This window comes from Curtobacterium sp. L3-7, assembly GCF_048756585.1.
Lineage (GTDB): Bacteria > Actinomycetota > Actinomycetes > Actinomycetales > Microbacteriaceae > Curtobacterium.
In genome coordinates this window covers 2,061,787-2,088,670 of record NZ_CP151474.1, presented here as the reverse complement: position 1 = coordinate 2,088,670, position 26,884 = coordinate 2,061,787, and the positions used below count along the sequence as shown (strand labels likewise).

The window sequence follows — 26,884 nt, the reverse complement described above, 5'->3', positions numbered from 1 at the left end:
TGTCGACGAACCTCAGTAGGCGACGCCGAACCGTGCCTGGTGGTGCGCCGGGGTCTCGATCTCGTCGACGAACGCGATCGCGAAGTCCTCGCCCGAGATGTCGGAGTTGCCCTCGGCGTCGGTGAGGAGCACCTCGTCGGTGGTCCGGTAGGTGCCACGACGCTCGCCGGGGTTGTAGCCGCCGAAGGCCGCTGCCGGGCTGACGTAGAACCAGTCCACGGACGTGTCGGATGCACGGAGGTCGTCGAGGATCTGCCCGTGGCTCTTCGCCTCGCCCTTGAACGCGTCCGGGAACTCGGCCGTGTCGAACAGTCGGGGGCCACCGTCGGCGACGAGCAGCGACCCGGCACCGCCGACGATCCCGAGGCGCGCCCCCGCGGCCTCTGCGGCGTCGACGAACGGCTGGAAGCGGTCCTTGAGCTCGCTGCCGTCGGCCTGCACCGCGTGGAGTGCGACGACGATGACGTCGGCGCCCTTCGTGACCTCGGCGACGAAGGCGGCGTCGAACGCGTCGCCCTGCGCGAGGGTCAGGCCCTCGGCGGGTTCGAGCTTCGTGGTGTCGCGGGCGACGGCGACGACCTGGTGGCCGCGGGACAGCGCTTCGCGGGTGATGGCGGAGCCGGCGTACCCGGTGCCTCCGAAGACGACGATGGTGGACATGCGTGTTCCTCTCGTGGTGGTGCGTGCTTGCTTGACTCACCTTAGGGGCGTTACTCTCTTTTGGTAAGTAGGCACCTCGTGGTGCGTAACGGAGGTCGTCGTGAGTGCACTCGAGTACAGCCCGTACGCGGCCGACTGTCCCAGCCGGCAGCTGCTCGACCGGATCGGCGACCGCTGGAGCGTGTTGACGATCGGCACCCTGGCGGACGGACCCCAGCGGTACTCCGTCATCGCGAATCGCGTACAGGGGGTGTCGCAGAAGATGCTCACGCAGACACTGCGGGCCCTCGAGCGCGACGGGCTCGTGACCAGGACGGTGTTCCCCGAGATCCCGCCGCACGTCGAGTACGAGCTGACCGACGCAGGGCGATCGCTCCGCACCGTGCTCGAGCCGCTCGAGCGGTGGGCGACGACGCACATGGCCGACGTCGAGGTCGCGCGTGACGAGTACGACACCGCACGTTCGGAATCTCGCCGGCGCTGACGTGGTTGCGTGGAGGCATGCGATCGATCGTCTACACGAAGCCCGGTGACTCGTCCGTCCTCTCCCTCGCCGAGCGCGAGCCGCAGGACCCAGGCGCCGGGGAGGTCCGCGTCCGCGTCGTCGTCTCCGGCGTGAACCCGACGGACTGGAAGGCCAGACAGGGCGGAACGTACGGCGACGCACTGCCGTTCCCGGAGATCACCCCGAACCAGGACGGCGCCGGGATCGTCGACGCCGTCGGCCCCGGTGTCGACGAGCTCGCCGTCGGTGACCGGGTGTGGCTCTACATGTCCGTGTCCGGTCGCCCCACCGGCACCGCACAGGAGTACACCGTCGTCCCGGTGGCCCGCGCGGTCCGACTCCCGGACGGGGTCTCGTTCGACGTCGGCGCATCGCTCGGCGTTCCCGCGATGACGGCGCACCGGGCACTGACCACACACGAAGAGGGCCCCTCGCGCCTCGGACCCGGCGCGCTCGACGGCGTGACCGTGCTCGTCGCGGGCGGTGCCGGTGCGGTCGGGCACGCGGCGATCCAGCTCGCACGGTGGGCTGGCGCGACCGTCATCTCGACGATCAGCTCCGACGAGAAGGCCGCGCTGGCGACGGCCGCCGGTGCGCACCACACGGTGAACTACCGGCAGGACGACGCCGCCGCGCGGATCCGCGAGATCGCCCCGGACGGCGTCGACATCGTCGTCGAGGTGTCGATCCCGCAGAACGCAGCCCTCGTCGCGGACGTCCTGGCGAACCACGGCGTCGTGTCGATCTACGCGAACAACGGCGGCGACGAGGCGACGCTCCCGATCCGCCCGAACATGAGCGTCAACGCCCGGTACCAGTTCCTGCTGCTCTACACGATCGGCGACGAGGCCCTGACGGCTGCTGCCGAGGACGTCACCGAGGCGCTGCACGACGGAGTCCTGCCGGTCGGCGCGGACGCCGGGCTGCCCATCACCCGGTTCGATCTCGCCGACACCGCCGCGGCACACGACGCGGTCGAGCAGGACACGGTCGGCAAGGTGCTCATCGACGTGCAGCCGGAGTAGCGGCACCTCCTTGCCATCGCGGGTGTGATGGGTGGAGCATCGACCAATGCGCATCAGTGTCGATCCGCTCCACCCCGTCACCTCGGGCTCCGCCACCCGCGAGACCGCCTCGAAACCCGCCCGTGACTCGAGCGTGCAGACCGTCGCGAAGACCCTGGCGATCCTCGAGGCGGTCGCCGAACGCGGCAGCGCCACCGCCAAGGAGGTCGCCGAGGTCCTCGGCTTCCCGCTCCCCACGGCGTACCGCCTCCTGCACGCCCTCGTGCACGCCGAGTACCTGGTGCACCGGCGGGAGGAACGGCGCTTCGAGCTGAGCCACAAACTCGAGGCCCTCGCCCGCTCGGCCCGGTCGAACGGAGCCACCGTCCAGGCGGATGGGTGACACACCGGGTCCACAACAGACCCGACTTGTCCCTCGAACAGGGGGCACACCACGATGGCATGACATCCGATGAGAGGAATCGTCATGCAGCATCGCGCTCTCCGAGCACTCACCATCACCGCAGCCGCCGCCCTCACCCTGGTGGGCGGGTCCCTCGGCGCGACCACCGCCAACGCAGCCACCGCCTCCCCGCAGGTCATCGGCGGCGAGCAGGCGCCGAACACGCCGTGGGAGGTGCAGCTCGTCTTCCAGCAGGGCGGCACCGCCAGCTACGGCTGCACCGGCGAGGCCCTCAACGCCGAGTGGGTCCTCACCGCGAACCACTGCGTCGACGGCACCACCGCGATGAACGTCTACCACTCGAACAGCACCGCCGACCGGGGCCCGGCGACCGCCGCCGACGAGCTCTACAGCGCACCCGAGGGCGACATCGCCCTCGTGCACCTCTCCACCCCGGTCACGCTGAGCTCGTACGCGCAGCTCGACCTCGGCTACACGACGAAGACGTCGGGCACGGGCACGATCATGGGCTACGGCAACCGGGCGGACAGCGAGCCGACCGACGGGCTCTACCAGGCGAGCGTCTCGCTCTCCGGGCACTCCACGGACGCGTACTCCGGCGACGCGCAGCACGTGACGGGGATCTCGGGAGCGTCGAACCACGGCGACTCCGGCGGGCCGCTCATCGTCGGTGGCGAGATCGTCGGTGTCTGCTCCACCGGTGACGTCGCCGACCCGGGCTCGAACACGAACGCCGGGTCGAACTACGCGATCCTGTCGCAGAGCGGCGACTGGATCGCCCAGACCGCAGGCCTGTAGTCGGCAGGCCGGGTCGCGTCGTCCGACGCGACCGCAGGTCGGACGGGAGGCACGGTGCGGGCCCGCACCGTGCCTCCCGTCCGTCAGTCCGCATTCCATCACCGGTATGCGTTCCCCCGAGCGGGCGAAATACCAGGGTGCGGATGCATGCCCACGCGGGTACTTCGCCCGTTCGTGGGTCGGGAAGGCCGCGAGGTTGGTAAGCATGGTGCATGAGCGAACTCGCGCCGCCCGCTGCCGGAACCCGAGCGATCGTCCTCGGAGGTGGTGGAGTCGCCGGGATCGCGTGGGAGCTCGGGGTCCTCTCGGCACTCGAGGACGCCGGCGTGGACCTCGCCGCAGCCGACCTCGTGGTGGGCACCAGCGCCGGCAGCGTCGTCGGGACCTTCGTGCGCAGCGGGGGCGTCCGCGGCGCGTTCGAGCAGCAGATCGCGCCGCTGCCGACGAGCTACGAGGAGCCCGGCGTCATCGACGGCGAGGCGATCCAGCAGCAGATCGGGCAGGTGCTCGCCGGCGCGACCTCCGAGCAGGACGGCCGCGCACGACTCGGCCACGCGGCGCAGCAGGTGACCGCCGGGCAGTCCGACGACGAGCGCGCCGCGACCTTCTCGGAGACCCTGCCGTCGACCATGTGGCCGGACCGCCCGCTCGCGATCACGACCATCGACGCGACCGACGGCACCTTCCACGTCCTCACCGCTGCCGACGGTGTCCCGCTCCCCCGCGCCGTCGCCGCGAGCTGCTCGGTGCCGTTCGTGTGGTCACCCGTCCACATCGAGGGGCGGCCGTACATCGACGGCGGGATGCGCTCGGCGACGAACGCCGACGTCGCCGCTGGGTACGAGCGCGTCCTGGTCATCGCCTGCGGCCCCGAGGCTCCGTCTCCGCTCGGGCCGTGGCTGGACCAGGCCGTCGAGGCACTCCGCGCGGGTGGGTCGAGCGTCGAGGTCGTCGTCGCGGACAGCGCCTCGACGCAGGCGTTCGGCGCGAACTCGCTGTCGTTGTCGACCCAGCGACCGAGTGCCGAGGCCGGTCGCGCGCAGGCCTCCGCGATCGCGGACCGGATCGCGGAGTTCTGGGCCGCGAGCTAGACGAACGCGGCGGCTAGACGAACGCGGCCTGGCCCGTGATCGCGCGCCCGACGATGAGGGTGTTCACCTCGCGGGTGCCCTCGTACGAGTAGATCGCCTCGGAGTCGGCGAAGAACCGCGCGACGCCCTTGTCGAGCACGATCCCGTTGCCGCCCTGCACCTCGCGGCACCATGCGACCGTCTCGCGCATCCGCGCCGTCGCGAACGCCTTCGCGAGCGCCGAGTGCTCGTCGCCACCCACTCCGGCGTCCTGCATCGCCGACGCCTGGGTGCAGAGCGCGATCGACGCCGTGATGTTCGCGAGCGACTTCACGAGGAGGTCCTGCACCATCTGGTGCGCGGCGATGGGCTTGCCGAACTGGATGCGGGTCTTGGCGTAGTCGAGCGCTGCCTCGTACGCGCCGACCGCGATGCCGACGGCCTGCCACGCGACCTCGGTACGCGTCAGGCGGAGCACCTCGGCCGTGGTGCGGAACGACGTCGCACGCTGCAGTCGGCGGGCCTCGGGGACCCGGACGCCCTGCATCACGATGTCGGCGTTCTGCACGCCGCGGAGCGCGATCTTGTCCTCGATCTTCGTCGCGGTGAACCCGGGGGTGTCCGTCGTGACGAGGAAGCCCTTGACCTGCCCGTCCGCGACGTCCTTCGCCCAGATCACGACGACGTCCGCGAACGTGGCGTTGCCGATCCAGCGCTTCTCGCCGTCGAGGACCCACTCGTCACCCTCGCGCCGCGCGGTGGTGCGCAACCCCTTCGCGGAGTCGCTGCCCGAGTACGGCTCGGTGAGGCCGAACGCCCCGATCAGCTCGCCGGCGGCCATGCGCGGCAGCCACTCCTGCTGCTGCTCGTCGCTGCCGGCGACGGCGATCGAGTTCATCGCGAGGCCGGACTGGACGCCGATGAACGTGGCCACGCTGGCGTCGACGCGACCGAGCTCGAGCGCCGCCCACCCGCGGTACACGGCCGAGTTCTCGAACTGCCGCACGAGCGGGACACCCGGCCCGTACATGCCGAGTTCCGCGAGCGGCTTGACGACCTGCATCGGGAACTCGGCGCGCGCCCAGTACTCGTCGGCGATGGGCGCGACGTCGCGCTCGAGGTACTCCCGGAGTCGCCCGATCGACGCCCGCTCCTGGTCGGTCAGCTGAAGCGCGAAGCCGTAGAAGTCCGATTCGAGCAGGGTCGTGGTGGGCGTCGTCGTTGACATGGGACCAACGATGCATCATTCTCGGAAACGTTGCAAGGGAGGCTCGCGTGTACACGTCGGATTCCGCGCTGCGCGCCTTCCGGGAGGCTCGTCACACCTTCATCGCCGGGTCCAGGATCGACATGGGTGCCTTGGCCGCGTCGCTCGGCGTGGACCGCACGTCCCTGTTCCGGTGGGTGGGCAACCGTGACCGGTTGCTGTCCGAGATCCTCTGGTCCCTCGCCGTCCCGACGCTCGACGCCGCTTCCCGATCGGCGGCGCCGTCCGGTGCCGAGCGGGTCGTCGACGTGCTGGACCGGTTCACCGCCGACCTCATCGCCGCGCCGTACTTCCGGGCGTTCCTCACGAGGGAACCCGCCCGTGCGCTGCGGCTCCTCACCACCTCGGACAGCGATGTCCAGGGACGGCTCGTCACCGCGATCACGGCGCTGGTGGCGGACTCGTTCGACCCGTCCCCGCTGTCCGCCGAGGAGCTCGCGCGGCTGCTCGTGCGGATCTCCGAGTCGTTCACCTACGCCGACCTCATCTCGGGCGAGACCCCGGACCCCGCACGGGCCCGAGCGACCTTCTCGTACGTGCTGCGTATCTGACGTATCACCGGAGGCATTCTTTCTGCTACGTTTCCTGGTGCCGGACCAGGGGGTCCGTCCGCGTCAGCGATGACGCCACCAGATTGGGGAATCATGCGAATTCGTTTCATCACAGCCGCAGTCACTCTCGCCGCAGCGGGTGCGCTCGCAGTACCGACCGCCGCGAGCGCGACTCCGGTCGCCGCGACGAAGACCGCGAACCCGGTCCTCGAGGAACACCGCGTGGCGATGCCGTCCGTCGGTTCCATCGCACCGAACTACACGGTGACGCCGGAGGGCGGCGGCTCGTGGACGTACGGGACGAACGGCCCGAACAACACGGCGTTCTCGAACTTCTACCACGCGTCCCGGAGGCACGGGTCCTCGGTCCAGAACGGCCAGGGCCACGTCTCACGGAGTCCGGACACCGCGGGCGGTGCGACAGCGAAGTCGTCCATCACGAAGACCTTCGCCGGCAACAACGCCTACTACCGGTTCGTCAAGTAGACCGATCAGGACCAGGCCCCCGGATCGGTGACGATCCGGGGGCCGCTCCGACGACATGTTCCGGACACTCATCGCGGGGACCGTCGCGCTCGTCCTCGGGCTCGCGTTCCTCGTCACAGCAGTCCTCGACGACCTCGCGCCCGCCGGTTCGACCGACATCATCACCGTCTGGGACGCCGACGCCTCAGACGACGGCGCCTTCCAGCGCCTTGTCCGTGATTTCGCCGCCGAGCACGACATGACCGTCCTGAAGGAAGAGCGAACCGACTCCGGAACCGGCGTCAGGCGAACGGAGTACGTCACGAACCGCGGAGCCATTCGCGGATTCGGTGCCCTCGACCACGATGTCGCGGGCTTCGATCCGACGCTCGTCACCACGTTCCGGCCGATCGCAGACCTCCCCGATAATCAGATCAACGGGATGTACGTCACCGATGCGGGCAGCGTGTCCGCGCGGGCGTTTGCGGCTTCGATGTCGAACGCCGGCGTCGCTGTGACGGTGAACCCGCTGTCACCGCTTTTCGTCTCGCTCTGGATCGTCAGCGAGGTCCCCGCAATCCCACTCACGGGGTGTCTCGTGGTCGCGATGATGATCGGCGTCGCCGGCTGGCAGGCTTCCCGCCGCAACGCCGTCGCGATCGCCGCTTCCCACGGTCGCGGCGTCCTGCGGTCCGCGAGCCTCGATGCCGTCGCGATCGCCGCGTGCGTCGTCGTCTGCGGTCTCGCCGGCATCGGTCTCACGGCCACGGCGCTCTCGATCGTCAACGGTGGGGCTCGACTCGGGACGTTCGTCGTCGCCGCAGGACTCGGCATCGTCGCGTCCGGGGCGATCCTGGCGTTCGTGACGCTCGCCACGGCGGTGGTTCCCGCCAGCTCGATCACCCGGAGCATCGCCGGCGAGCGTCCGTGGCGCACCCTGCTCGTCGTCGCGATGGTCGGCAACGTCGTCGCCCTCGCGCTGTCATCCGGTGCGGCCGCCTCCGCGTGGCGCAGCGTCGAGCTCGCACGGCTCGACACGTCGGAGCGCAGCGTGTGGCGCAAGTCGCTCGACAACGTCCAGCTGCGGTTCCAGTCGTCGTTGACCGAGTTGGACACGGCCGAGGTCGGACTGGCTGGCGTGTACACGCGTCTGAACGCCGCCGGGTCGGCGATCCTCGCCGACCACCCACTCGCACCGGACCCGGCGCGCCACGATCCGAACGACGGCAACGTCCTCATCGTGAACGCGCAGTACCTGCGGGAGCAGCCCGTCCGTTCTCCCGCCGGCAGCCGGGTGGTCCCGTCGCAGCTCGATCCCGACGCGCTCACCCTGCTCGTCCCGGAAGGTGAGCGACTGACGGGTGGCGAGCGTCGTGCGTGGCGGGACTTCCTGTCGTTCCAACGCGAGAACTCGACCGACCCCGGAGCGATCCCGACCACGATCGACATCGACGAGGTCCGTGTCGAACAGGGTCGGGTGTTCGACTACGCCACGGACGACATCGCGGCGACCAGCACGCTCGAGTCCCCCGTCATCGCCGTCCTGCCGGCTTCGACGGTCTCCATGTCGGAGAACTACCTGACCTCGAACATGACGACCGGTGAGATCGTCTTCACCGACGAAGCTGCGTTGCGGTCAGACCTGGAGGCGCACGGGCTGACCCGCAGTGTCGCCACCATCGAGCCGCTGCGGGACTTCGTGACCTACCGATCCGCCGTGATCGACCGTGGGCTCCGATACGCGGTCGCGGCGCTCATCGTGGTCCTCCTCGTGCTCCTGTGGTCCGCCGCGCTCACCGGTCGCGCGGTCACGATGATCCGGAGTCGCCGCACGATGATCGGGCTCCTGTACGGCCGTCGGCTCTCCGTCGCCGCGGCCCCGGTCCTCGCACTCCCACTGACGGTCATCGGCGCGACGACCGTGGCGCTCATCGTCGCCGGACCACAGGTGAGCGCGCCGGCGGTGTTCGCGAGCGCCGCAGTCGACATCCTGTTCGTGTCGGTCACGATCGCCCGACGGTTGCACAAGGAGGAACTGCGATGAGCAACGAAGCCATCCGTGCTGCGTCACTCGGCAAGGCGCACGGCGGGACACCGTTGTGGTCCGACGTCACGTTCGCCGTGCCAGCCGGCAGCTCGCTCGCCATCACCGGGCCGAGCGGGAGCGGGAAGTCGACGATGCTGCGCTGCCTCGGGCTCCTGTCGCCGCTCGACACCGGCACGATCGAGATCGAGGGTCACCATGTGACGAACGTCCGAGTGCGGCAGCGCTCGGCGTTGTTCCGATCGACGATCGGTCACCTGTTCCAGAACAGCGCGCTGGAGGACAACTGGTCGGTTCGGCAGAACCTCGACGTCGCGTTCATCGGATCATCGACGAAGCGCCGCGACCGCGCGCTCCCCCGACGTGCGGCTCTGTCGTCCGTCGGGCTGAACCGTGCGGAGGGAGCGAAGGCACACACCCTGAGCGGCGGTGAGCGTCAACGCCTCGCACTCGCACGACTCTTCATCCGCAGGCCGCCGGTCGTCTTCGCGGATGAGCCCACCGCGGCACTCGACGTCACCACCGGAGCGGCGATCCTCGCACGACTCTCCGAACTCCGAGACGCCGGTGCGGCCATCGTCGTGGCAACGCACGACCCGGCCGTCATGGCGTGGGCTGACGACGGGCTGGACCTTTCTCCGAGAGGATGAGGGTCACCGATCGGAGACCGATGACCATCGACGAGTACCCCTTCCGCCGCCAGTACCCCACGCGGTGGAACGACAACGACATGTTCGGGCACGTGAACAACACGATCTACTACAGCGCGATGGACAACGCCGCCACGTACTGGTTCCGTGAGCAGGCCGGGCTCGACCCGTTCACATCGGAGTGGATCGCCGTCCTGGTGTCGTCGAGCTGCCGGTTCGTCGAGTCCGCCGTGTGGCCGGACGTCATCGAGGTGGGGATGCGCTCCAAGCACCTCGGGAACACGAGCCTGTCGTGGGAGTTCGGCCTGTTCCGGCAGTCCGACGGTGCGCTGCTCGCGACGGGTGAGTTCGCGCACGTCATCATCGACCGCGAGGGTGCCCGCCGCCCGATCCCCCTGCCGGAGTCCCTCCGCGCGCTCGTCACGTCGACGATGGTGTCCGTCGACGCCTGACCGCGTCCGCGGCCGCGCGGCGCGTTCTGCTGCCGCACAACCGAAAGTAGTCCGCACCGCGGAGTTTCGCGGTGCGGACTGCTTTCGGTTGGGCGAGAGGACCGGCGTCGAGCGGCGCGTCAGCCCTTCAGCGCGGCGAGCTCCAGGTTGATGTCGTCGGGGTCCTGCACGGACAAGATCACCATGCCGGCGTCGCCGAGGTCCGTCACCTCACCGTGCTCGACCCCCGCGGCGTCGAGTCGCGCGGCCGCTTGGTGTAGTTCGTCGACCGAGCCGACGACGAAGCTCACGTGGTCGAGTCCGACCGTGTCCGGGTCGAACCGCTGCCCAGCCGGTGCGACCGGACGCAGCCCGAACACCTGGTCGCCGAGCCGGAAGACGCTGCCCCCGTAGAAGCGCTCGCGGTCCTCGCGGATGCCCGGCTCGTCGACCTGGTCGCTGAAGTCGATCGCCGGGTCGGTGCCGAGCAGCTGCTGGTAGAACGCCTTGCTGCGGTGGATGTCCGTCACGGTCACGCGGACGTGGGCCAGTGCGGACGGTCGTGCAAACGGTTCTGTCATGCGCCCGACCCAACGCCCGACGCCTCGGAGCGCCCCGTGCCCGCGCGCCGACCGGACAGCGGGAAGCGACACCTCCGGCCGTTTCCGTCGCTAGGGTCGGCCACGTGGGCGTGATGTTCTGGGTATCGATCCTCGCCGTCGTCTACGGCGTCGTGCTGAACGTCTTCCCGAAGTCCTTCGCGCGCTTCGGGAAAAAGGCCGAGGAGATGCAGGGTGACCGGTGGTCCGCGGCGGTCATCACGCCGGCGTGGGTCCGTGTGATCGGCATCATGTTCATCGTCGGGGGTGGCTTGTTCCTGGTGGAGCGGCTGCTCGGCAGAGGCCCCTGACTGCCGTCACGCCGACGCCCGATGTCGCCGCCCGACTAGATCAACGCGTCCGTCAGGTGGTTCGGCGTGCCGAAGCGTGCATAGTGCGCTCTTGAGGCAGTCTCGTGGTCGAGCACTGCGTGACCACGCTGACACGCGTATTGAAGAACGTTCTTCCCAGCGGCTGCCCGGCTGTGCTCGGAAACTAGACCGACGCAGCTCCGCTACGTCGGTTCGGCGCGGAAGCGCGTCAGCAGGAAGATCCCTCTCTGTCACTCGTCCAATCCGCGAAGCCAGGTGGAGCGGCCTCTAGGAACGACGCTCGCAAGAGACGTGAGCAAGCCAGGCTCGATAGTGATGTCTGACCAGAGCGCTTCAGTGCTGACGTCGAGGCTCACCATGGACGCTATTGCTGACCAGTACGCAGACTCCTCGTTCCAAAACACGTTCCAAGCAAAATCCTGCAGAACATCCGTGATACGCATCAGCCCCAGATTGAGCGCAGTAGCGGTCGCAGCGAGATTACCTGATGCTGGCATGAACACTGGCCCCTGTGCCAAGACTCGCTTCCTTAACATGGCTGTGGAAGAAGCACGCACCCCATGTCCGTGCTGACTCGCCCGTAGGTAACGAATGTAATCCGAGCGGAAGACGTGATCCGCAGGCACGGTCTCCTGCGCCAGGGCGATGACATCGGCTACGGTGAATCGGTTCTTCTTCGTGGGGAATCTTGAAGCCACCCAACCATACGGACCGAGTTCGCGTGAGGTATATATTCGCGATATGCGGTCAAACTCCCGTTGAACTCGCTGTCGGTAAGCAACGATCTGAGGGTCCGAGGCGTGAAGATCAGCAATTTTCCTCTGTGTTCGATGCTCCTCCGCCGCGGCGCTCACTTTATACACCCTGGCCGCTCGGTCACCGCCAGTCGCCAGCACTCGAATAACTGCCTCTAACTCGTAGATGGTGCGCCAGCGAACTTGCGCGGCGATGGGATGGCCCATCTCGAGAAGCACGAAAGCCTCCTCCGCGACGAGAAGTGCTTGCGCATGAACCTCAAGAAGCACGTCGACTACATTTCCCGCGCGCCGATCCGTTCGCCAACTGCTCGAAGAGCATTCATTGATGTGCCATAAAACGATCAGAAGTGCCCGGTAGTGACGCGTGACCGCCCCGAAACGCTCGTCAATGATGTCTGCTTCGGCTTTTCTGACTTCCACGGCCGCGCCGCCCAGCGACAGACCAAATTCCTGAATCAGAGCCTCGCGTGCATCGACGAACTCTAGCGGCGCGCCTGGCCGAGAGTCCTGATCGAGGCGATGCGATCGCGCGATACTTGCCCGGACGCTCCTCTGAAGGCTTTTCATTCTCTCTCGAATGAGAGCCGACCCTACCGCGAACGGCTCATCTTTTGACACAGAAGCATCGTAGCCAAATCCGGTGGCGTGAAGACACTCACGTGCGCTCGAGGCAGACAATTCGCCGCCTAGTCCCCGTGAGCACTTGGCTCCCAATCACGATTGATCGGTTGCGCTTGGGCCGAAAGAACGAACTACTCGTTGCGTGGGCGACTCAGATGAGGCGGTCTGTCAGGTGGTTGGGCGTACCGAAACGGTGCGCGGTGATCGACACCGCCTGCTCGCGGAGGAAGGGCAGCAACTCGATGCGCCCTGCCTCGGTGACCGGCGAGTCGTACACCGCGATGTCGGGGCGCCCATCGACCGCGGAGTACAGCGACGACGCGGACCCGCCGATGAGCCGCACCCGGGTCGACGGGCCAGCGGCCACGCGCGCCCCGAACGCCGCGTCGGACTCCGACGACGTGACCGACCGCACACAGTCGAGCGCGGCGATCGCGGCCGGCACGTCGCCCACCGAGGAGACGTCGATCGTCGTACCGGCCCGGAGCGCAGCAGCGACGACACGGACCAGATCCTCCGACGAGGACGACGCGGACGCAGACGACGACCCCACCCGCACGTGCACGCCCGGGTACGGCAGGTACCGCGCGACGTTCCGCTCCGCCGACAGCGCGGACACGTCCACCGCGGTCCCGAAGAGGGACGTCCACGCGAGCTCGTCGGACGCCACGGCTCGGGACACCGAGGACGACGAGACACCGGAGTCGCGGACGAACGCCGCGACCGCTGCCGACACGGGAGCCCCCGCGGTGGCCGGAGCCGGCGTCCAGGAGCCCAGCCCGAACAGGTAGTTCACGCCGCCGGCCTTGGTGCCCGCGCCGACGGCCGACTTCTTCCACCCGCCGAACGGCTGCCGACGAACAATCGCCCCGGTGATGCCGCGGTTGACGTAGAGGTTGCCCGCGTCGATGCGCGACAGCCACGTACCGATCTCGGACGGGTCGAGCGAGTGCAGCCCCGAGGTGAGCCCGTAGTCGACCTCGTTGACGATGTCGATCGCCTCGTCCAACGACGACGCGGTCATGATGCCGAGGATCGGGCCGAAGTACTCGGTGCGGTGGAACGCCGACCCACGCTTGACGCCGGCGCGCACGCCCGGGCTCCACAGACGACCGGACTCGTCGAGCTGCCGAGGCTGCACGGCCCAGCGCTGCCCGGGCTCGAGCGTGGTCAGCCCCTCGAGCAACTTGCCCTCCGCCGGCGAGACGACCGGCCCCATCTGCGAGGTCGGGTCGGTCGGGTAGCCGACCGTGAGCGACGACACCGCGTCGAGGAGCTGCGACCGGAAGCGCCGCGACTTCGCGACCGAGCCGACGAGCACCACGAGGGACGCCGCCGAGCACTTCTGCCCCGCGTGCCCGAACGCCGACGCCACGACGTCCTTCACCGCGAGGTCGAGGTCCGCCGACGGCGTCACGATGATCGCGTTCTTGCCAGAGGTCTCGGCGAGGAGCGGCAGGTCCTTCCGGAACGACCGGAACAGCGACGCCGTCTCGTACGCGCCGGTCAGGATCACGCGGTCGACGAGCGGCGACGACACGAGCGACTCCCCCAAGGACGACTCGGGAACGTCCATGAACGCGAGCACGTCGGCGGGCGCGCCCATCGCGTCGAGCGCCGTGTCGATCACCGAAGCCAGCACGGCCGCGCACCGGGCAGCGGGCGGCGCGGGCTTCAGCACGACGGCCGACCCGGCGGCGAGCGCGGCGAGCGTGGACCCGGCGGGGATCGCCACGGGGAAGTTCCACGGCGGCGTGACCAGGGTCAGCGCAGCCGGCGAGAACGTCGCACCGTCGACGTCGTCGAGTGACGCCGCGAGCTCCCCGTAGAAGTGGGCGAAGTCGATCGCCTCCGAGACCTCGGGGTCGGCCTGGTCGATGGTCTTCCCGGTCTCGGACGCCATCACCTCGACGAGGGCAGCGCGGTTCGCCTCGAGCGCGTCGCCGACGGCGTGGAGCACCGCGCCACGCGCCGGACCGGACCAGGTCCCCCAGACGGAACCAGCGGCGCGGACGCGCTCCAGGGCGGACGTGAGTTGCGACTCCGACTCGACCCGAGCCTCCCGGACGGCCGACTCGCCCAGCGTCGACGACGCGACCCGAGCGGTGATCGCCGCACCCCATTCGCGCACCGCGGCGACCGACGGGTCGCTGTCCGGCGTGTTCTCGAAGTGGCCGGGCGCCGGGCGGCCGACGGCGGCGTACCGGTCGGCGACGCGGTGCGATTCCGGCGCGGCGAGCCCACCGGGGAGCGACAGCGGCGCCAGAGACGCGCGGAACCGCGACTCCTCCCGCTCGAACAGCGTCGGCGAGGACTGCAGCGAGAACACCGCTGACATGAAGTTGTCCTGCGACGCGCCTTCTTCGAGCCGACGGATCAGGTACGCGATCGCGACGTCGAACTCACCGGGGTGGACGACCGGCGTGTACAGCAGCAGGGATCCCACCGTGCGACGGACCGCAGCGGCCTGACCCTGCGCCATCCCGAGCAGCATCTCGAACTCGATGCCGTCGCGGACACCGCGCTCCCCGGCGAGCAGCCAGGCGTGCGCGACGTCGAACAGGTTGTGCCCGGCGACGCCGACCCGCACGTTCGCGATCCGGTCCAGGGTGAGCGCCCAGTCGAGCACCCGCTTGTAGTTCGTGTCGGAGTCCTGCTTCGTGTGCCAGGTGGCGAGCGGCCAGCCGTGCACCGAGGCCTCGACCTGCTCCATCGGCAGGTTCGCGCCCTTCACCAGGCGCACCTTGATCGCGGCACCGCCACGGGCGCGACGAGCGGCGGACCACTCCTGCAGCTGCTGCATCGCGGAGAGTGCGTCGGGGAGGTACGCCTGCAGGACGATGCCCGCCTCGAGCCCGAGGAACGCGGGTTCGTCGAGGAGCTTCGTGAACACCGCGATCGTCAGGTCGAGGTCCTTGAACTCCTCCATGTCGAGGTTGATGAACTTGGCGGGCGACGATGCCGCTGCCCGCGAGAACAACGGGCGGAGCTTGTCGACGATGTCGTCCACCGCGTGGTCGAACGCCCACGGCGAGTGCGGGTGCACCGTCGAGGAGACCTTGATCGACACGTAGTCGACGTCGTCCCGCGCGAGCAGCTTGTGCGTGCCGTCGAGGCGTCGAGACGCCTCGCGCTCACCGAGCACGGCCTCGCCGAGCAGGTTCACGTTGAGCCGGACGCCGTCCTGCTTGATCTTCGCGATGGCCGGACCGAGCTTCGCATCGGTCGCGTCGACGATGAGGTGGCCGACCATGTTCCGCAGCACGCGTCGGGCGATGGGGACGACGACACCCGGGAGGCTCGGTGCCAGTCCGCCACCGAGGCGCACCAGTCCGCGGAGCGCGCCGGGCAGGAACCCGGGTGCGTCCGGCGCGATCTGCTTGAGACGACGTGCTGCGACGCCGAGGTCCTCCGGACGGACGACGCCGTCGACGAAGCCGACGGCGAACGCCAGGCCCTTCGGGTCGGCGAGCACCCCGGCGAGCTGCTTCGCGGACCCGTCGACCGGGTACGTCTCCGCCTCGGCGAGCCACTGTCTGACGAGCGCGACGGACTCGTCGGCGAGGAGGTCGTGGTCGGTCGTGGGCGCAGCGTCGGCGTGCGGCTGGACGTCGGTCATGGCATCAGTGTGCTGCTCCGCGTTTCGGTAGCGGAAGCAACTCTTTCTGATCGGATCCGTTCAGTTCACCTATCCTTTCTGCATGCTCGACGTCCGCCGTCTCGTCCTCCTCCGGGAACTCTCGATCCGGGGCACGGTCGCGGCCGTCGCCGAGGCGCTGAACTTCACCCCGTCGGCGGTGTCGCAGCAGCTCGCGGTCCTCGAGCGGGAGGCCGGCGTCCAGCTCCTGCGCAAGGCGGGACGGCGGCTGCAGCTCACCCCGCAGGCGGAGGTGCTCGTGGCCGCGGCGAGCGACGTCCTCGACACCCTGGAGCGTGCCCAGGCGTCGGTCGAGTCGACACTGACCACCGTGCAGGGACGCATCCGGGTGGCCGTGTTCCAGTCGGCGGCGCTCGCCCTGATGCCGAGCGCGCTCCGGACCATGGCGATCGAGCACCCCGACGTCCGCGTCGAGATGGTGCAGCGCGAACCGGAGACGGCGCTCGGCGAGACCTGGGCGCGGGACTTCGACATGGTCGTCGCCGAGCAGTACCCGGCGCACGCTGCTCCGCGCTTCCCCGGGCTCGACAGCCGCGACCTGACGACCGACCCCGTGCGACTCGCACTCCCCCCGGAGGACACGGCTCTCTGGCAGGTGTCGTCCCTCGCCGAGGCCGCCGAGCTGCCGTGGGTCATGGAACCACGAGGAGCCGCATCACGGCACTTCGCCGAGCAGACCTGCCGCCGCGCGGGCTTCGAGCCCGACGTCCGCTACGAGACCGCCGACCTGCAGGCCCAGATCCGGCTCATCGAGTCCGGGAACGCCGTCGCACTCATGCCGGACCTCGTCTGGGCCGGTCGGTCCACGAGCTGCCGGCTGCTCGAGCTCCCCGATCCGGCACGTCGCACGCTCTTCACCGCGCAGCGCATCGCGAGTGCCGAGTCACCGGCGGTCTCGGCGTTCCGCGACGCCCTCGAACGGGCAGCAGCCGCCCCGCGTTCCTGAGCGCTCCATGTCGGAAAATCCCCGATCATGACAAGGTTTGCGGAACTTTTTCCGTTGCCGGATCGTGATCGAACGAGGCGGTTCCTGAGCGCCCGCTCACCCTACGCTCACTGCTGAGCGGCCACTCCGGACCGCCACTGACGACACGTTCCTCTGGGGGGAAACGATGACCACACACTCCACGTCGAGGGTTCGCAGGTACGCGGCCGTCGGCACCGCCGTCGCGATCGTCGCAGGCTCGTCGGCGTTCGGCCTCGGGCTCGGCGCGACCACGGCGTCCGCCGCCGAGCCCGAGGCTGCTGCGGCGACGAGCGCGGTGAGCACGACGAGCGCCGCGAGCGCCGCGGGCACGACGAGCGCCGCGGGCGCCGCGAGCACGACTCCGGGAGCCTCGGCGGCGCCCGAGGTGGCCCCGACCGCGACCGCGACGGACGACCCCGCGCCGACCGACGGCACCACCGCACCGGTCCCGGCGGACGAGCCGGCCGGGGACACGGCTCCGGCGGGAACCGACACGCCCGCGGACGACGCAGCCACACCGGACGACGCGGTGCCCGCGGACGACGCAGCGCCAGCAGATGACGCAGCGCCCACGGGCGAGACGTCGGCCGAGGGCGGTCCCGACGTCACGACCGATGCCGTCACGCCGGCCGGCACCGTCGCCGTGACCGGCACGACGACGATCTTCCACACGCTCTCGGCGTCCACGGACGGCTGGCCCGCGGACACGACGTTCACCTACCAGTGGGTGTTCACCGACCGCGACGGAACGACCGACGTCGCGGGGGCGACCACCGACACCTACGTCGTCGACCCGCAGGACGTGGACGGCACGGTGCAGGTCCGCGTGACGGGCACCGCACCCGGCGAGGACCCGACGACCGTCACCAGCGCCGCGACCGCCCCGATCGCGGACGACCCGACCGGATTCCGCCCCTTGGCCATCCGCGACGTGCCCACACGGGTGGGCGAACCGTTCTCGGTCAGCCTCGCCGCGTTCGAGGGAGACGGCCTGCAGTACTTCGTCAACGACCAACCGGGCGGCTCCTCGGCCCCCGGCGTCCTGCCGGCGGGGGTGTCCTTCAGCCCGGACGGGACGCTGTCCGGGACACCGACCGTTGCTGGGTACACCATGCTCTGGGTGCACGTCTCGACGTCGAGGCACCCGGACGGCGGGACCGCGATGCGCGTGTTCTTCACGACCGAGGCCGCCCCGGCGGTCTCCATGCGCGTGTGGGCGTACACGTCCACCGACGACCGTCCGTACGACCTGTGGCAGATCGCCCCTGACGGGTCCACGCGCTACACGAGCAACCCCCAGGACTGGTACGGCGATCCGGCCACGCCGTTGCGGGTCCCCCAGACCGCGGAGGTCAACCTCGACGTCGCCGGGACCGACGCGTTCGGCGACACGGTGCTCTTCGAGGACGGCGGTGTGCGGTGGAGTTCCTCGGTCGCCGGGGACTCGTTCGACACGTCGCTGTCCCCCGGGGCCCTGGACGCCGGAGCGGCCCGCCTGACGTTCGCCCACGCGAGCGAGCACGTGATCACCGCCACCCACGGCGACCTGTCGATCTCGTTCACCATCGACGTGACCCCGACGGCGACGACCGTGGTCGCGACGAAGCCGGCGTCCGGTACGGGCCAGCTCGCGTACACGGGTGCCGATGCGACCGGTCCGATCGCCTGGGCGCTCGGACTGCTCGCCGCCGGCGGCGCACTCCTGGTGCATCGCGCACGGCGACGCCGCGCCTGACACCCCGTCGCGACCTTCATCACCACCTGACGCTCATTGGGGGCCTCCTTGTTCCGCACCACCACCATCCGCCGTTGCACGGTCGTCACCGCCGTGCTCGTCGGCATCTGCTCGACGACGCTCGGACTCGGCGCCACAGCGGCCGTCGCCGACGACACGTCCACGGCGACGTCCGCGACGACCGCCGGTGCCGATGCCCCGACCGAAACGGGGACTGCGACGTCCACGACGACCGCCACGGCCGATGCCGTCACCCCGGCCGACGCGGGCGGCACCACCGACGCCGGTCCGACACCGTCCGGTGCCGCCTCGGCTCCGACAGCACCCCCGACGGACGTCTCGAGCACGGACGTCTCGAGCACGGACGTCTCGAGCACGGACGTCACACCCGCGGGCACGGTCACCGTCAGCGGGATCGTCGAGGACTGGCACACCCTGACCGCCGACACGGCCGGCTGGCCAGAGGGCACGACGTTCACCTACCAGTGGCAGTCGTCCTTCGCCGATGGCGAGCCGATCGACGTCGTCGGCGCCACCGACGCGAGCATGACGATCAGCCCGACGCTCGGCCAGCTCGACCGGCTGCGCGTCCGGGTCACCGGGACCGCTCCGGGACAGGAGCCGACGACCGTCACGAGCGAGTTGACCGCGCCGGTCGCCGAGAACCCGGACATGCGTTGGGGCTACCTGGGCACCCAGACCGTCCACGCGTCCATCGACGAGCCGTTCTCGCAGAGCCTCGCCGCGTTCGACGGCGACGGGCTGCAGTACTACGTGAGCGATGGCCCCGATGCCCCGGCGGACGACAGTGTGTTGCCGGACGGTGTGACGTTCTCCGCTGACGGCACGCTGTCGGGTACGCCGACCTCGCTCGGTGTGTCCGAGTTCTGGTTGCACACCTCGACGGGGCTGCACCCGAACGGCAGCGAGATCTCGAAGGTCGTGCTCGACGTGTCGTCCGGTCCGGCGGTCGGGTTGCGTGTCGTCGTCCGCGGCGAGATCACGTCGACCGGCTGGCCGTCGTGGGTCGTGGACACGGACGGATCCGTCACCTCCATCGACTCGACCGAGGTCCAGACCGGCGACCCGACCAAGCCGATCCGCGTCCGCCAGGACGGCTCGCTGGAGGTGGGCGCGCTCGGCTTCGACCGACTCGACAACGTCGCCGAGCTGCCGGACCTGACCTGGTCCTCGTCCGTGGACGGCGACACCTTCACCCCGACGGACAGCACCGACACCGTCACGCTTCGGTTCACGCACGCGAGCCCACACGTGATCACCGTCCGATCGGGTTCACTCACCCAGACCTTCACGGTCCAGGTCGATCCACTGCCCGCGGTCACGACGACCTCGTCGACGACGACGCGCACCCCCTCCGGCCAGCTGGCGTACACCGGCGCGGACACCAGCGGGCCGCTCGCATCGGCGCTCGGACTGCTCGGCGCGGGTGCTGCGCTCGTCGTCGCACGCATGCGGCGACGCCGGGCGTGAGCGTCACTGCCACCTGAGCGACCGGCGCGAGGCAGGCACGTCCGACACGGTCGCGCCTGCCTCGTCCGTGCGTCGGGACCTGCACCCCCAACCCGGGTCACATTCCGGACAGCCGTGTTCTGCGGGCGCGCGCTTATCAGTACGATCCGAGCACGCCTGAGATTCTCGGCGGATTCTTACGATCCGGCACCCGTCCGGACCCGAACACTGGGGGAACCCGTGCACCGCAGCACCTCCGGTGTCCGACGCGCCTGCGCCGTCGGCACCACGATCGCACTCATCGGCCTGACCACCGGCCTCGGCATGGTCACCGCAACCGCCGCGTACGCCGACGACTCGACGCCCGCCGTCTCCGCGCCCGCCGACCCGAACGCGCAGACGAACACCGACACGACGCCCGCTTCATCGGAGACGCCGACGACGCCCACCGCCGACGAGCCCGGTGCCGACGAGCCCGGCACCGAGCCCACCACCCCGGTGTCGACCGACCCCGCGCCGTCGACGGACCCGGGTACCTCGACCACGACGGACAAAACCGACTCGGCAGGCAAGCAGGCCCCGACCACCTCGTCGACCTCCACGGACGCGGCGTTCTCCTCGAAGGCCGCAGTGGCCTCCGACGCGAAGATCGTCGGCGACGCCAAGGTCGGCAGCACCCTCCGCGTCGACGCCCCGGAACTGAGCGGCACCTACCAGTACGCGTGGTCGACCGACGGCGGGCAGACCGTCGCGGAGATCACGCCGACCTACTCGGTGACGACCGCTGACCTCGGCAAGCGGATCTCCGTCCTGGTCACCGACGGGAACGGGAACACCGCGACCTCCGAGACCGACGTCGTCACCGAGGACGTCGCGTACGACACGAAGACGACCGCCGACGCTCCGCGCAGGATCGAGGTCACGGCGGGCGACACGCTCGACGAGACCTTCGCCGTGTCGAAGGGCAGCGGCGACGTCGCGTACGCCATCGGCTACACTGACCCGGACAGCTCGGACCCGACCGACCCCGACGACCAGCCCGAGTCCTACCTGCCGTACGACACGGTCTTCGACGCTGCGACCGCGACACTGCGCGGCGAGGTCACGGCCGCGAGCACCTTCGACTTCACGGTCGTCGCCTCGAACGGCACCTCGAGCGCGACGGAGTACGTCGAGGTCGCCGTCGACCCGGGTGCCGCGGTGGGCGTCATGGCCTCCGCGACCGACACGTCGGCCCAGGACGCGTTCGACGGCGTCCACCCGACCAACTCGTGGATCATCGAGCCGAACGGGGCGATCACCACGATCTCCTTCCCGGCCGACCTGGACGCCGAGCCGACGATCGTCGACGGTGGACAGCCGACCGTGCAGCAGGGCGGCTCGCTGTGGGTTGACGGCTCCCCCGTGGACGAGTTCGGCAACAGCACGGTCGAGTTCGACGACGACGGCAACTTCCCGATGGCGACCGTGACGAGCGACCACGCGGACGACCAGATCGCCTGGGACGACGACTCGTTCTCGACCAAGGTCACCTTCCCGCACGCGTCCACCCATGTGCTGACGGTCGCCGAGGACGGGCTCTCCGTCTCCTTCCCCGTCACGGTGAACCCCACCGTGGTGACGGCCCCGGTCGCAGCGGTCACGCCGACGACGGCCAAGGGCCAGCTCGCCTACACCGGCTCGGACGCCACCGGCGCCCTGCCGTGGGCGCTCGCGATGCTCGCCGCCGGTGCCGGCCTGGTCGGCCTGCGCGCGCTGCGTCGCCGCACCCAGCGCTGATCCGCATCCAGCGCTGATCCGCACCTGGCACTGATCCACACAGCGCCGGTCGACCGTCCAGGCCGACCGGCGCTGTCGCGTTCCACGGTCCGGACGGGAGGCTCCTGCCGGAGTCCGGCAGGAGCCTCCCGTCCGTCCCGTGGCCGCGGCCGGCGCCGGAGCCGTGAGGGCACACCGGTGCGGCAGCGCACACTCGAATCGGGTCGCCGCGGATGCGGGAGGCCCCGAGCGGGCGGGCCTCGGCCCACCCATGACCCGAGGAGTGCACATGGCAAACGGAGTCGCAGCAGTGTGGGTACCGGTGACCGACATGGACCGGGCGGTGGCCTTCTACCGGGACGCCCTCGGTCTCACCGTGACGAGCCAGGACGACGACTGGTCGGAGATCGACGCGAACGGCCTGATGATCGGGCTGAACGGCCGCGAGGACGCCTCCGGCTCCGTCGACGGCGGCGCGGTGATCACCTTCCAGCCGGACGGCACCATCGACGCCGAGGTCGAGCGGCTGAGCGACGCGGGCGTCGACTTCACGGGCGGCATCTCGGACCACGAGTGGGGTCGTATCGCCCCGTTCAAGGACTCGGAGGGCAACGACCTGCAGTTCTACGCACCGCCGACTGCCTGATCGCCCGCCGGAGGACGGCGGACGTCGATAGCGTTGGGGCATGCCCACGCTGCTCCAGATCGACTCGTCCGCCGACCTCTCCCACTCCCGTTCCCGTGCGCTGACCGCTGCGTTCGCCGACGCGTGGCGCGCTCGGGGTCCGGAGTACACCGTGGTGCACCGGGACCTGCACACGGCACCGCTCCCGCACCTGGAGAGCTCGGCACTGCACTGGGCCGCCGCCGACCGCACCGCCGAGGAGTCCGTCGCGCCCGAGGCCGAAGCGCTCCGCCAGGAGATCATCGACGAGCTGCTCGACGCCGACGCCGTCGTGGTCGGATCGCCGCTCTACAACTACACGGTGCCGTCGTCGCTCAAGGCCTGGATCGACCGCATCCACGTGCCGGGAGTCCTCGCACCCGCGTTCGACGGGGACGCACAGCCGCTCGCCGGCAAGCCCGTCGTGACGATCGTCAGCCGCGGGGCGACCTACGACGCCGGGACCCCGACGGAGCACTGGGACCACGGATCGCCCGTGCTGGAGCTCATCCTCGGGACCGCCCTGGGGATGCGTCAGTACCCGATCACGGTGAGCGCCACGCTCGCGGACCGGCTCCCGGCGCTCGCACCGCTGGCCGACCACGCGGCCGCCGAGTTCCACGACGCCAAGACGACGCTGGAGCGCCTCGCGACCACGGTCGTCTGACCACCGTCGTCTGGCCGGAGCGGGCCCGGCGGCCGGGGCCGGCGGCGGCGAGTGCGTTCAGGTGGGGCGGATCTCGTCACCCCGCCCGAGCAGGTCGGCGTGGAACGCCGTCTGCGTCAGCGCGCTCGCGAGCAGGAACCCCGTCATCGACTCGATGCCGCCACTGAACGGCACGCGCGACGCGACCTCGAACAGTGTCGGGGCGTCCAGCGTGTCGAGCGCCTCGGCGACGTGGCGACTCCGTTCCTCCCGGTGCCGAGCGAGGGTGCGGGCGCGGGACACCACGTCGCGGAACCGGTACTCGTGCCCCGGGCACACCTCGAGGTCCGCGTACGGGTCGAGCTTCGCCAACGACGCCAGGTAGTCCCCGAGCGGGTTCGAGTCGGTGCGGCCGCCGAGCCCGATGCCGGAGTTGATCCGCGGCAGCACGTGGTCGCCCGTGAAGAGCAGCCCGTCGGCTTCGTCGAGGAAGCAGAGGTGCCCTGCGGTGTGGCCCGGCGTCCAGAGCGACCGGATCGTCCGCCCGGCGATCGGCAGCAGGTCCCCGTCGTCGAGCAGGACGTCGGCGTACGGCGGCTCGATCGCGCCGAGCCCGATGTGCCGACCCGCTCCCCACGCTGCGGTGAGTCCGTCGCGCAGCTCGTGCGGCACGCCCCACGTCGCGATCTCGGTCTCGTGCGCTGCTGCGTCGTCGCGCTCGTGGTCGAGCGCCCGGACCTCGGCTGCGTGCATCGCGATGGGCGCCCCGGACATCCGTCGGACGGCGGTCGCGGCGCCGAGGTGGTCAGCGTGCAGGTGTGTCACGGCGACCAGTCCGACGTCCCGCACCGACCGGCCGATCGACCGGAGCCCGGCGTCCAGGACGTCGAGCGCGCCGTCGTCGCTCCACCCGGGGTCGATGAGCGTCAGGGAGCCGTCCGTGGCCTCGACGACGTAGACGAGCGTGGCGTCGGGCACGCCGAACCGGAACGGGACGGCGAGCGTCCACACGCCGGGGCGGACCTCCTCGACCGGGGGCAGCACCCCGTCGGCGAGCGCCCGGGCCTGCACGGGACTGATCGGCGTCGGGGACGGCGATGCGGGCGGAACGGGACTGCTCGTCACGGCGCCCACCCTACCGAGCCGCTGCCTCCGCCCCGAGACTCGCCCGGCCGGGCCCGAGACTCGGGGCAGGCGACAATTCGCGGGCCAATCGGCCCGAGAACCGTCGCGCAGGCCGAGTGTCAGGCCCGGCCCGGGCCCGGGGCCACCCGGGACGAAGCGCGTACACATGACCCATGGAGATCGCACCGATGCTCGCCAAGGCCGTCCCCGAGGTACCGGAACCCGACCGTGTGACGGGTGGCCTCCGGTACGAACCGAAGTGGGACGGGTTCCGGGGCATCGTGACGATCGACGGCGACGACGTCGAGATCGGCAGTCGTGGCGCGAAACCACTCACCCGGTACTTCCCCGAGCTGGTCGAGGCGTTCCGCACCCAGTTCGGCGGGCGTGACCACCCGGTGGTCCTCGACGGCGAGGTCGTGCTGCGCGCCGGCGAACCCGGACACGAACGGCTCGACTGGGAAGCACTGTCCCAACGCATCCACCCGGCGGAGTCCCGCATCCGGAAGCTCAGTGCGGAGACCCCTGCGCAGTTCGTGGCCTTCGACCTGCTGGCTGCGGACGGCGAGGAGCTCGTGGACCTGCCGTTCGACGAGCGGCGTACCCGGCTGGAGGCCCTGGCCGACGAACTCGCCGACCCGCTGTTCGTGACGCGGACCACCCTCGACGTGGACCTGGCGCGCGAGTGGCTGACGACGTTCGAGGGTGCCGGGCTCGACGGAGTCGTCGCGAAGCCCCGGGCTCGGCCCTACGAGCCCGGCAAACGATCGATGTTCAAGGTCAAGCACCACCGGACGGCGGACGTCGTCGCGATCGGGTACCGCGTGCACAAGAGCGGCAGCGGGGTCGGCTCGCTGTTGGTCGGGTTGTACGGGGAGGACGGCGAGCTCCGGCAGGTCGGCGGCGTGTCCGCCTTCTCCGACAAGCGCCGACTCGCGCTGGTCGAGGAGCTCGACCCGGTGGTCCTCCGCGACGCGGACGGGAGGCCCGTGACCGGTGACGGGGAGAAGTCGCGGTTCTCGTCGGGTCGCGACACGTCCTTCGTCCGCCTGTCGCCGGAGCGCGTCCTGGAGGTCCGGTACGACCAGATGGAGGGCGCGCGGTTCCGGCACACGGTGCAGTTCGAGCGCTGGCGGCCGGACCGCGATGCCCGGTCGTGCGGCTTCGAGCAACTCGAGGTCCCCGCTGCCTACGACCTGCGTGACGTGCTGTCCTGACGGTGTTGCCGCTTCGTGATGTCCGATCTCCGAACTAGTTAGCCAAACTAGTAACTTCGTGGAATGATCGGATCACGGCAGCCGACCAAGGGTGCCACCACGGATCGGAGCGGACCGACATGAGCAACGCAACTCTCGTCCGACACACGCAGCGCAGCCCGCTGAGCGAGGTCCGCGAAGCACGTCACCAGCGCATGCTGCAGCTCAGCGCAGTCATCAGCGGCATCGCCGGCGTCACCGCCACGGCGCTCGCACTCGTCACGATCGGCCTCGGCGCATGATCGTCGACGGCATCAGCGAGGCACACCGCCCCACCTGGTCCAAGCTCGCGCGCTTGCACTCCGCCACGATCGAGCTGCCGATGCACACGACCCGCGTCGAGGACCTGCTCCCGGACGACTCCGCGCTCTAGGGCTTCTTCGCCCGGGACGGCTGGACGCGCGGGGGCTCGCCGGGCATCTTCGGGAAGTCGGGCGGGAAGGGCAGCTCACCGAGACCGTTCTCCAGGTCCCGCTCCCACCACGTCAGCAGTGGCGCGATCGACGCCGACTCCGTGCCCATCGTCTCCCACGGGTCCCCTGTTCCCCGCAGCCGGTCGGGCATGGTCAGCACCGTGAACGCCGTCGGGTCCGCATCCGGGAGCTCGTCCCACGTGATCGGTGCCGAGACCGAGGCGTGCCCCAAGGCCCGAGGACTGTAGGCACCCGCCATCGTGCGGTCACGGTTCGCCTGGTTGAAGTCGACGAACACCCGGCTCCCCCGTTCCTCCTTCCACCACGCCGTCGTCACCCGGTCGGGCATCCGCCGTTCGAGTTCGCGTGCCGCGGCGATCACGGCATGCCGGACGTCCAGGAACTCGTACTCGGGGACGATCGGCGCGAAGACATGCAGCCCGCGGTTCCCGCTCGTCTTGATCCACGCGGTGAGCCCGACCTCGTCGAGGACCTTCCGCAGCTCCTCGGCGACGGGGACGGTGTCGTGGAAGTCGGTACCGGGTTGCGGGTCGAGGTCGATCCGGAGCTGGTCCGGGTGGTCGCTGTCCGAGGCCCTGGACGCCCATGGGTGGAACACGACGGTGTTCATCTGTGCTGCCCACACCGCCACGGCCGGTTCGTCGAGCACGAGCTGCGGGTGCTGCCGACCGCTCGGGTACGTCACCGTCACGGAGCGGACGTAGTCGGGCGCTCCCTTCGGCGGGTTCTTCGAGAAGAACTGCTCGCCGTCGACACCACCGGGGAACCGCTGCAGCGACACCGGGCGGTCCCCGTTCGCCCGGACGAACGCGTCTCCCACGGTGACGAGGTAGTTCGCGAGGTCGAGCTTCGTGACGCCGGCGTCCGGCCAGAGCACACGCGACGGGCTCGTCAGTCGGACCTCCCGGTCGCCGTCGGGCCCCGGAACGGTCAGCGTCGTCGCTTCGCTCGCCATGCAGCGGAACCTACACCGGCCGCGCGAGAGGATGGGC

The 26,884-nt window shown here is 70.1% G+C and carries 27 protein-coding genes; 20 read left to right on the top strand and 7 right to left on the bottom strand.

Annotation, left to right across the window (positions count from 1 at the left end; translation table 11 throughout):
* Window positions 1-12: 12 nt before the first annotated feature.
* Window positions 13-660, bottom strand: a complete 648-nt coding sequence (locus AAEP80_RS10195; protein ID WP_281264134.1) for an NAD(P)-dependent oxidoreductase — start codon at window positions 658-660, stop codon at window positions 13-15.
* Between the two features lie 100 nt (window positions 661-760).
* On the opposite strand from AAEP80_RS10195, the gene AAEP80_RS10190 reads away from it, so the two are divergent.
* The 5 genes from AAEP80_RS10190 (at window position 761) to AAEP80_RS10170 (ending at window position 4,482) form a co-directional block, all read left to right on the top strand.
* Window positions 761-1,144 carry a winged helix-turn-helix transcriptional regulator gene (locus tag AAEP80_RS10190; protein WP_420364330.1) on the top strand — a complete coding sequence of 128 codons (384 nt, stop codon included), beginning with the start codon at window positions 761-763 and terminating at the stop codon, window positions 1,142-1,144.
* 17 nt (window positions 1,145-1,161) lie between these two features.
* Window positions 1,162-2,190 carry an NADPH:quinone reductase gene (locus tag AAEP80_RS10185; protein WP_420364329.1) on the top strand — a complete coding sequence of 343 codons (1,029 nt, stop codon included), beginning with the start codon at window positions 1,162-1,164 and terminating at the stop codon, window positions 2,188-2,190.
* 46 nt (window positions 2,191-2,236) lie between these two features.
* Window positions 2,237-2,572, top strand: coding sequence for a helix-turn-helix domain-containing protein (locus AAEP80_RS10180; RefSeq protein ID WP_420364328.1), 336 nt, complete (start codon window positions 2,237-2,239; stop codon window positions 2,570-2,572).
* An 84-nt stretch (window positions 2,573-2,656) separates the two neighbouring features.
* Window positions 2,657-3,391 carry a S1 family peptidase gene (locus AAEP80_RS10175; protein ID WP_420364327.1) on the top strand — a complete coding sequence of 245 codons (735 nt, stop codon included), beginning with the start codon at window positions 2,657-2,659 and terminating at the stop codon, window positions 3,389-3,391.
* A gap of 212 nt (window positions 3,392-3,603) precedes the next feature.
* Window positions 3,604-4,482: a patatin-like phospholipase family protein gene (locus AAEP80_RS10170; protein ID WP_420364326.1), complete on the top strand. Its 879-nt coding sequence runs from the start codon at window positions 3,604-3,606 to the stop codon at window positions 4,480-4,482.
* 13 nt (window positions 4,483-4,495) lie between these two features.
* On the opposite strand, the gene AAEP80_RS10165 is transcribed toward AAEP80_RS10170, so the two are convergent.
* Window positions 4,496-5,689 carry an acyl-CoA dehydrogenase family protein gene (locus tag AAEP80_RS10165; RefSeq protein ID WP_420364325.1) on the bottom strand — a complete coding sequence of 398 codons (1,194 nt, stop codon included), beginning with the start codon at window positions 5,687-5,689 and terminating at the stop codon, window positions 4,496-4,498.
* A gap of 47 nt (window positions 5,690-5,736) precedes the next feature.
* Here AAEP80_RS10165 and AAEP80_RS10160 point away from each other — a divergent pair, with 47 nt between their 5' ends.
* The 5 genes from AAEP80_RS10160 (at window position 5,737) to AAEP80_RS10140 (ending at window position 9,890) form a co-directional block, all read left to right on the top strand.
* A complete protein-coding gene (locus AAEP80_RS10160) occupies window positions 5,737-6,279 on the top strand; it encodes a QsdR family transcriptional regulator (protein WP_281264127.1) in 543 nt (180 codons plus the stop codon).
* Between the two features lie 93 nt (window positions 6,280-6,372).
* The gene (locus tag AAEP80_RS10155; protein WP_420364324.1) at window positions 6,373-6,765 is read left to right on the top strand and encodes a lactococcin 972 family bacteriocin; all 393 of its coding nucleotides are present in this window, start codon (window positions 6,373-6,375) and stop codon (window positions 6,763-6,765) included.
* Between the two features lie 55 nt (window positions 6,766-6,820).
* Complete coding sequence (locus AAEP80_RS10150) at window positions 6,821-8,788, top strand: hypothetical protein (protein WP_420364323.1); 1,968 nt, start codon at window positions 6,821-6,823, stop codon at window positions 8,786-8,788.
* The gene (locus AAEP80_RS10145) at window positions 8,785-9,438 is read left to right on the top strand and encodes an ABC transporter ATP-binding protein (protein ID WP_420364322.1); all 654 of its coding nucleotides are present in this window, start codon (window positions 8,785-8,787) and stop codon (window positions 9,436-9,438) included. Before AAEP80_RS10150 ends, AAEP80_RS10145 begins: the two co-directional genes overlap by 4 nt.
* 20 nt (window positions 9,439-9,458) lie before the next feature.
* Complete coding sequence (locus AAEP80_RS10140; protein WP_420364321.1) at window positions 9,459-9,890, top strand: acyl-CoA thioesterase; 432 nt, start codon at window positions 9,459-9,461, stop codon at window positions 9,888-9,890.
* 119 nt (window positions 9,891-10,009) lie between these two features.
* On the opposite strand, the gene AAEP80_RS10135 is transcribed toward AAEP80_RS10140, so the two are convergent.
* Complete coding sequence (locus tag AAEP80_RS10135) at window positions 10,010-10,450, bottom strand: VOC family protein (protein WP_420364320.1); 441 nt, start codon at window positions 10,448-10,450, stop codon at window positions 10,010-10,012.
* 104 nt (window positions 10,451-10,554) lie between these two features.
* Here AAEP80_RS10135 and AAEP80_RS10130 point away from each other — a divergent pair, with 104 nt between their 5' ends.
* Window positions 10,555-10,779 (top strand): hypothetical protein, encoded by a 225-nt coding sequence (locus AAEP80_RS10130; RefSeq protein ID WP_420364319.1) that lies wholly within the window; start codon window positions 10,555-10,557, stop codon window positions 10,777-10,779.
* A 251-nt stretch (window positions 10,780-11,030) separates the two neighbouring features.
* Here the strand turns inward: AAEP80_RS10130 and AAEP80_RS10125 are convergent, their stop codons facing one another.
* Together AAEP80_RS10125 and AAEP80_RS10120 are read right to left on the bottom strand one after the other, a co-directional pair.
* Window positions 11,031-12,176 carry a DUF5677 domain-containing protein gene (locus AAEP80_RS10125; RefSeq protein ID WP_420364318.1) on the bottom strand — a complete coding sequence of 382 codons (1,146 nt, stop codon included), beginning with the start codon at window positions 12,174-12,176 and terminating at the stop codon, window positions 11,031-11,033.
* Window positions 12,177-12,330: 154 nt separating this feature from the next.
* A complete protein-coding gene (locus AAEP80_RS10120) occupies window positions 12,331-15,798 on the bottom strand; it encodes a proline dehydrogenase family protein (protein WP_420364317.1) in 3,468 nt (1,155 codons plus the stop codon).
* Between the two features lie 82 nt (window positions 15,799-15,880).
* Between AAEP80_RS10120 and AAEP80_RS10115 the strand changes: the two genes are divergently transcribed.
* From AAEP80_RS10115 to AAEP80_RS10090, 6 genes are all read left to right on the top strand, one after another.
* Window positions 15,881-16,783, top strand: coding sequence for a LysR substrate-binding domain-containing protein (locus AAEP80_RS10115; protein WP_420364316.1), 903 nt, complete (start codon window positions 15,881-15,883; stop codon window positions 16,781-16,783).
* A 166-nt stretch (window positions 16,784-16,949) separates the two neighbouring features.
* Window positions 16,950-18,539, top strand: coding sequence for a hypothetical protein (locus AAEP80_RS10110; protein WP_420364315.1), 1,590 nt, complete (start codon window positions 16,950-16,952; stop codon window positions 18,537-18,539).
* A 48-nt stretch (window positions 18,540-18,587) separates the two neighbouring features.
* Window positions 18,588-20,030 (top strand): LPXTG cell wall anchor domain-containing protein, encoded by a 1,443-nt coding sequence (locus AAEP80_RS10105; protein ID WP_420364314.1) that lies wholly within the window; start codon window positions 18,588-18,590, stop codon window positions 20,028-20,030.
* 219 nt (window positions 20,031-20,249) lie between these two features.
* Complete coding sequence (locus AAEP80_RS10100; protein ID WP_420364313.1) at window positions 20,250-21,788, top strand: hypothetical protein; 1,539 nt, start codon at window positions 20,250-20,252, stop codon at window positions 21,786-21,788.
* Window positions 21,789-22,056: 268 nt separating this feature from the next.
* Window positions 22,057-22,413, top strand: a complete 357-nt coding sequence (locus tag AAEP80_RS10095; protein ID WP_420364312.1) for a VOC family protein — start codon at window positions 22,057-22,059, stop codon at window positions 22,411-22,413.
* Window positions 22,414-22,453: 40 nt separating this feature from the next.
* Window positions 22,454-23,098 (top strand): FMN-dependent NADH-azoreductase, encoded by a 645-nt coding sequence (locus AAEP80_RS10090; RefSeq protein WP_413602248.1) that lies wholly within the window; start codon window positions 22,454-22,456, stop codon window positions 23,096-23,098.
* A gap of 57 nt (window positions 23,099-23,155) precedes the next feature.
* Here AAEP80_RS10090 and AAEP80_RS10085 read toward each other — a convergent pair whose 3' ends face one another.
* Window positions 23,156-24,202: an MBL fold metallo-hydrolase gene (locus AAEP80_RS10085; RefSeq protein WP_420364311.1), complete on the bottom strand. Its 1,047-nt coding sequence runs from the start codon at window positions 24,200-24,202 to the stop codon at window positions 23,156-23,158.
* 173 nt (window positions 24,203-24,375) lie between these two features.
* Between AAEP80_RS10085 and AAEP80_RS10080 the strand changes: the two genes are divergently transcribed.
* The 3 genes from AAEP80_RS10080 to AAEP80_RS10070 all read left to right on the top strand — a co-directional run bounded on the left by AAEP80_RS10080 (window position 24,376) and on the right by AAEP80_RS10070 (window position 25,831).
* Window positions 24,376-25,419: an ATP-dependent DNA ligase gene (locus AAEP80_RS10080; protein ID WP_420364310.1), complete on the top strand. Its 1,044-nt coding sequence runs from the start codon at window positions 24,376-24,378 to the stop codon at window positions 25,417-25,419.
* Window positions 25,420-25,538: 119 nt separating this feature from the next.
* Entirely contained in the window at window positions 25,539-25,700 is a 162-nt protein-coding gene (locus AAEP80_RS10075; RefSeq protein ID WP_413602251.1) for a hypothetical protein, read from the top strand.
* Window positions 25,697-25,831, top strand: coding sequence for a hypothetical protein (locus tag AAEP80_RS10070; RefSeq protein ID WP_413602252.1), 135 nt, complete (start codon window positions 25,697-25,699; stop codon window positions 25,829-25,831). Before AAEP80_RS10075 ends, AAEP80_RS10070 begins: the two co-directional genes overlap by 4 nt.
* On the opposite strand, the gene ligD is transcribed toward AAEP80_RS10070, so the two are convergent.
* Entirely contained in the window at window positions 25,828-26,847 is a 1,020-nt protein-coding gene (gene ligD / locus AAEP80_RS10065; protein ID WP_420364309.1) for a non-homologous end-joining DNA ligase, read from the bottom strand. The genes AAEP80_RS10070 and ligD overlap by 4 nt on opposite strands.
* Window positions 26,848-26,884 lie beyond the last annotated feature (37 nt).

Coding starts and splice junctions, on each gene's coding strand:
- AAEP80_RS10145 (WP_420364322.1), top strand. CDS start 8,785: ATGAGCAACGAAGCCATCCGTGCTGCGTCACTCGGCAAGGCGCACGGC.
- AAEP80_RS10165 (WP_420364325.1), bottom strand. CDS start 5,689: ATGTCAACGACGACGCCCACCACGACCCTGCTCGAATCGGACTTCTAC.
- AAEP80_RS10155 (WP_420364324.1), top strand. CDS start 6,373: ATGCGAATTCGTTTCATCACAGCCGCAGTCACTCTCGCCGCAGCGGGT.
- ligD (WP_420364309.1), bottom strand. CDS start 26,847: ATGGCGAGCGAAGCGACGACGCTGACCGTTCCGGGGCCCGACGGCGAC.
- AAEP80_RS10080 (WP_420364310.1), top strand. CDS start 24,376: ATGGAGATCGCACCGATGCTCGCCAAGGCCGTCCCCGAGGTACCGGAA.
- AAEP80_RS10095 (WP_420364312.1), top strand. CDS start 22,057: ATGGCAAACGGAGTCGCAGCAGTGTGGGTACCGGTGACCGACATGGAC.
- AAEP80_RS10135 (WP_420364320.1), bottom strand. CDS start 10,450: ATGACAGAACCGTTTGCACGACCGTCCGCACTGGCCCACGTCCGCGTG.
- AAEP80_RS10070 (WP_413602252.1), top strand. CDS start 25,697: ATGATCGTCGACGGCATCAGCGAGGCACACCGCCCCACCTGGTCCAAG.
- AAEP80_RS10140 (WP_420364321.1), top strand. CDS start 9,459: ATGACCATCGACGAGTACCCCTTCCGCCGCCAGTACCCCACGCGGTGG.
- AAEP80_RS10175 (WP_420364327.1), top strand. CDS start 2,657: ATGCAGCATCGCGCTCTCCGAGCACTCACCATCACCGCAGCCGCCGCC.
- AAEP80_RS10120 (WP_420364317.1), bottom strand. CDS start 15,798: ATGACCGACGTCCAGCCGCACGCCGACGCTGCGCCCACGACCGACCAC.
- AAEP80_RS10170 (WP_420364326.1), top strand. CDS start 3,604: ATGAGCGAACTCGCGCCGCCCGCTGCCGGAACCCGAGCGATCGTCCTC.
- AAEP80_RS10110 (WP_420364315.1), top strand. CDS start 16,950: ATGACCACACACTCCACGTCGAGGGTTCGCAGGTACGCGGCCGTCGGC.
- AAEP80_RS10150 (WP_420364323.1), top strand. CDS start 6,821: ATGTTCCGGACACTCATCGCGGGGACCGTCGCGCTCGTCCTCGGGCTC.
- AAEP80_RS10185 (WP_420364329.1), top strand. CDS start 1,162: ATGCGATCGATCGTCTACACGAAGCCCGGTGACTCGTCCGTCCTCTCC.
- AAEP80_RS10115 (WP_420364316.1), top strand. CDS start 15,881: ATGCTCGACGTCCGCCGTCTCGTCCTCCTCCGGGAACTCTCGATCCGG.
- AAEP80_RS10075 (WP_413602251.1), top strand. CDS start 25,539: ATGAGCAACGCAACTCTCGTCCGACACACGCAGCGCAGCCCGCTGAGC.
- AAEP80_RS10090 (WP_413602248.1), top strand. CDS start 22,454: ATGCCCACGCTGCTCCAGATCGACTCGTCCGCCGACCTCTCCCACTCC.
- AAEP80_RS10180 (WP_420364328.1), top strand. CDS start 2,237: ATGCGCATCAGTGTCGATCCGCTCCACCCCGTCACCTCGGGCTCCGCC.
- AAEP80_RS10195 (WP_281264134.1), bottom strand. CDS start 660: ATGTCCACCATCGTCGTCTTCGGAGGCACCGGGTACGCCGGCTCCGCC.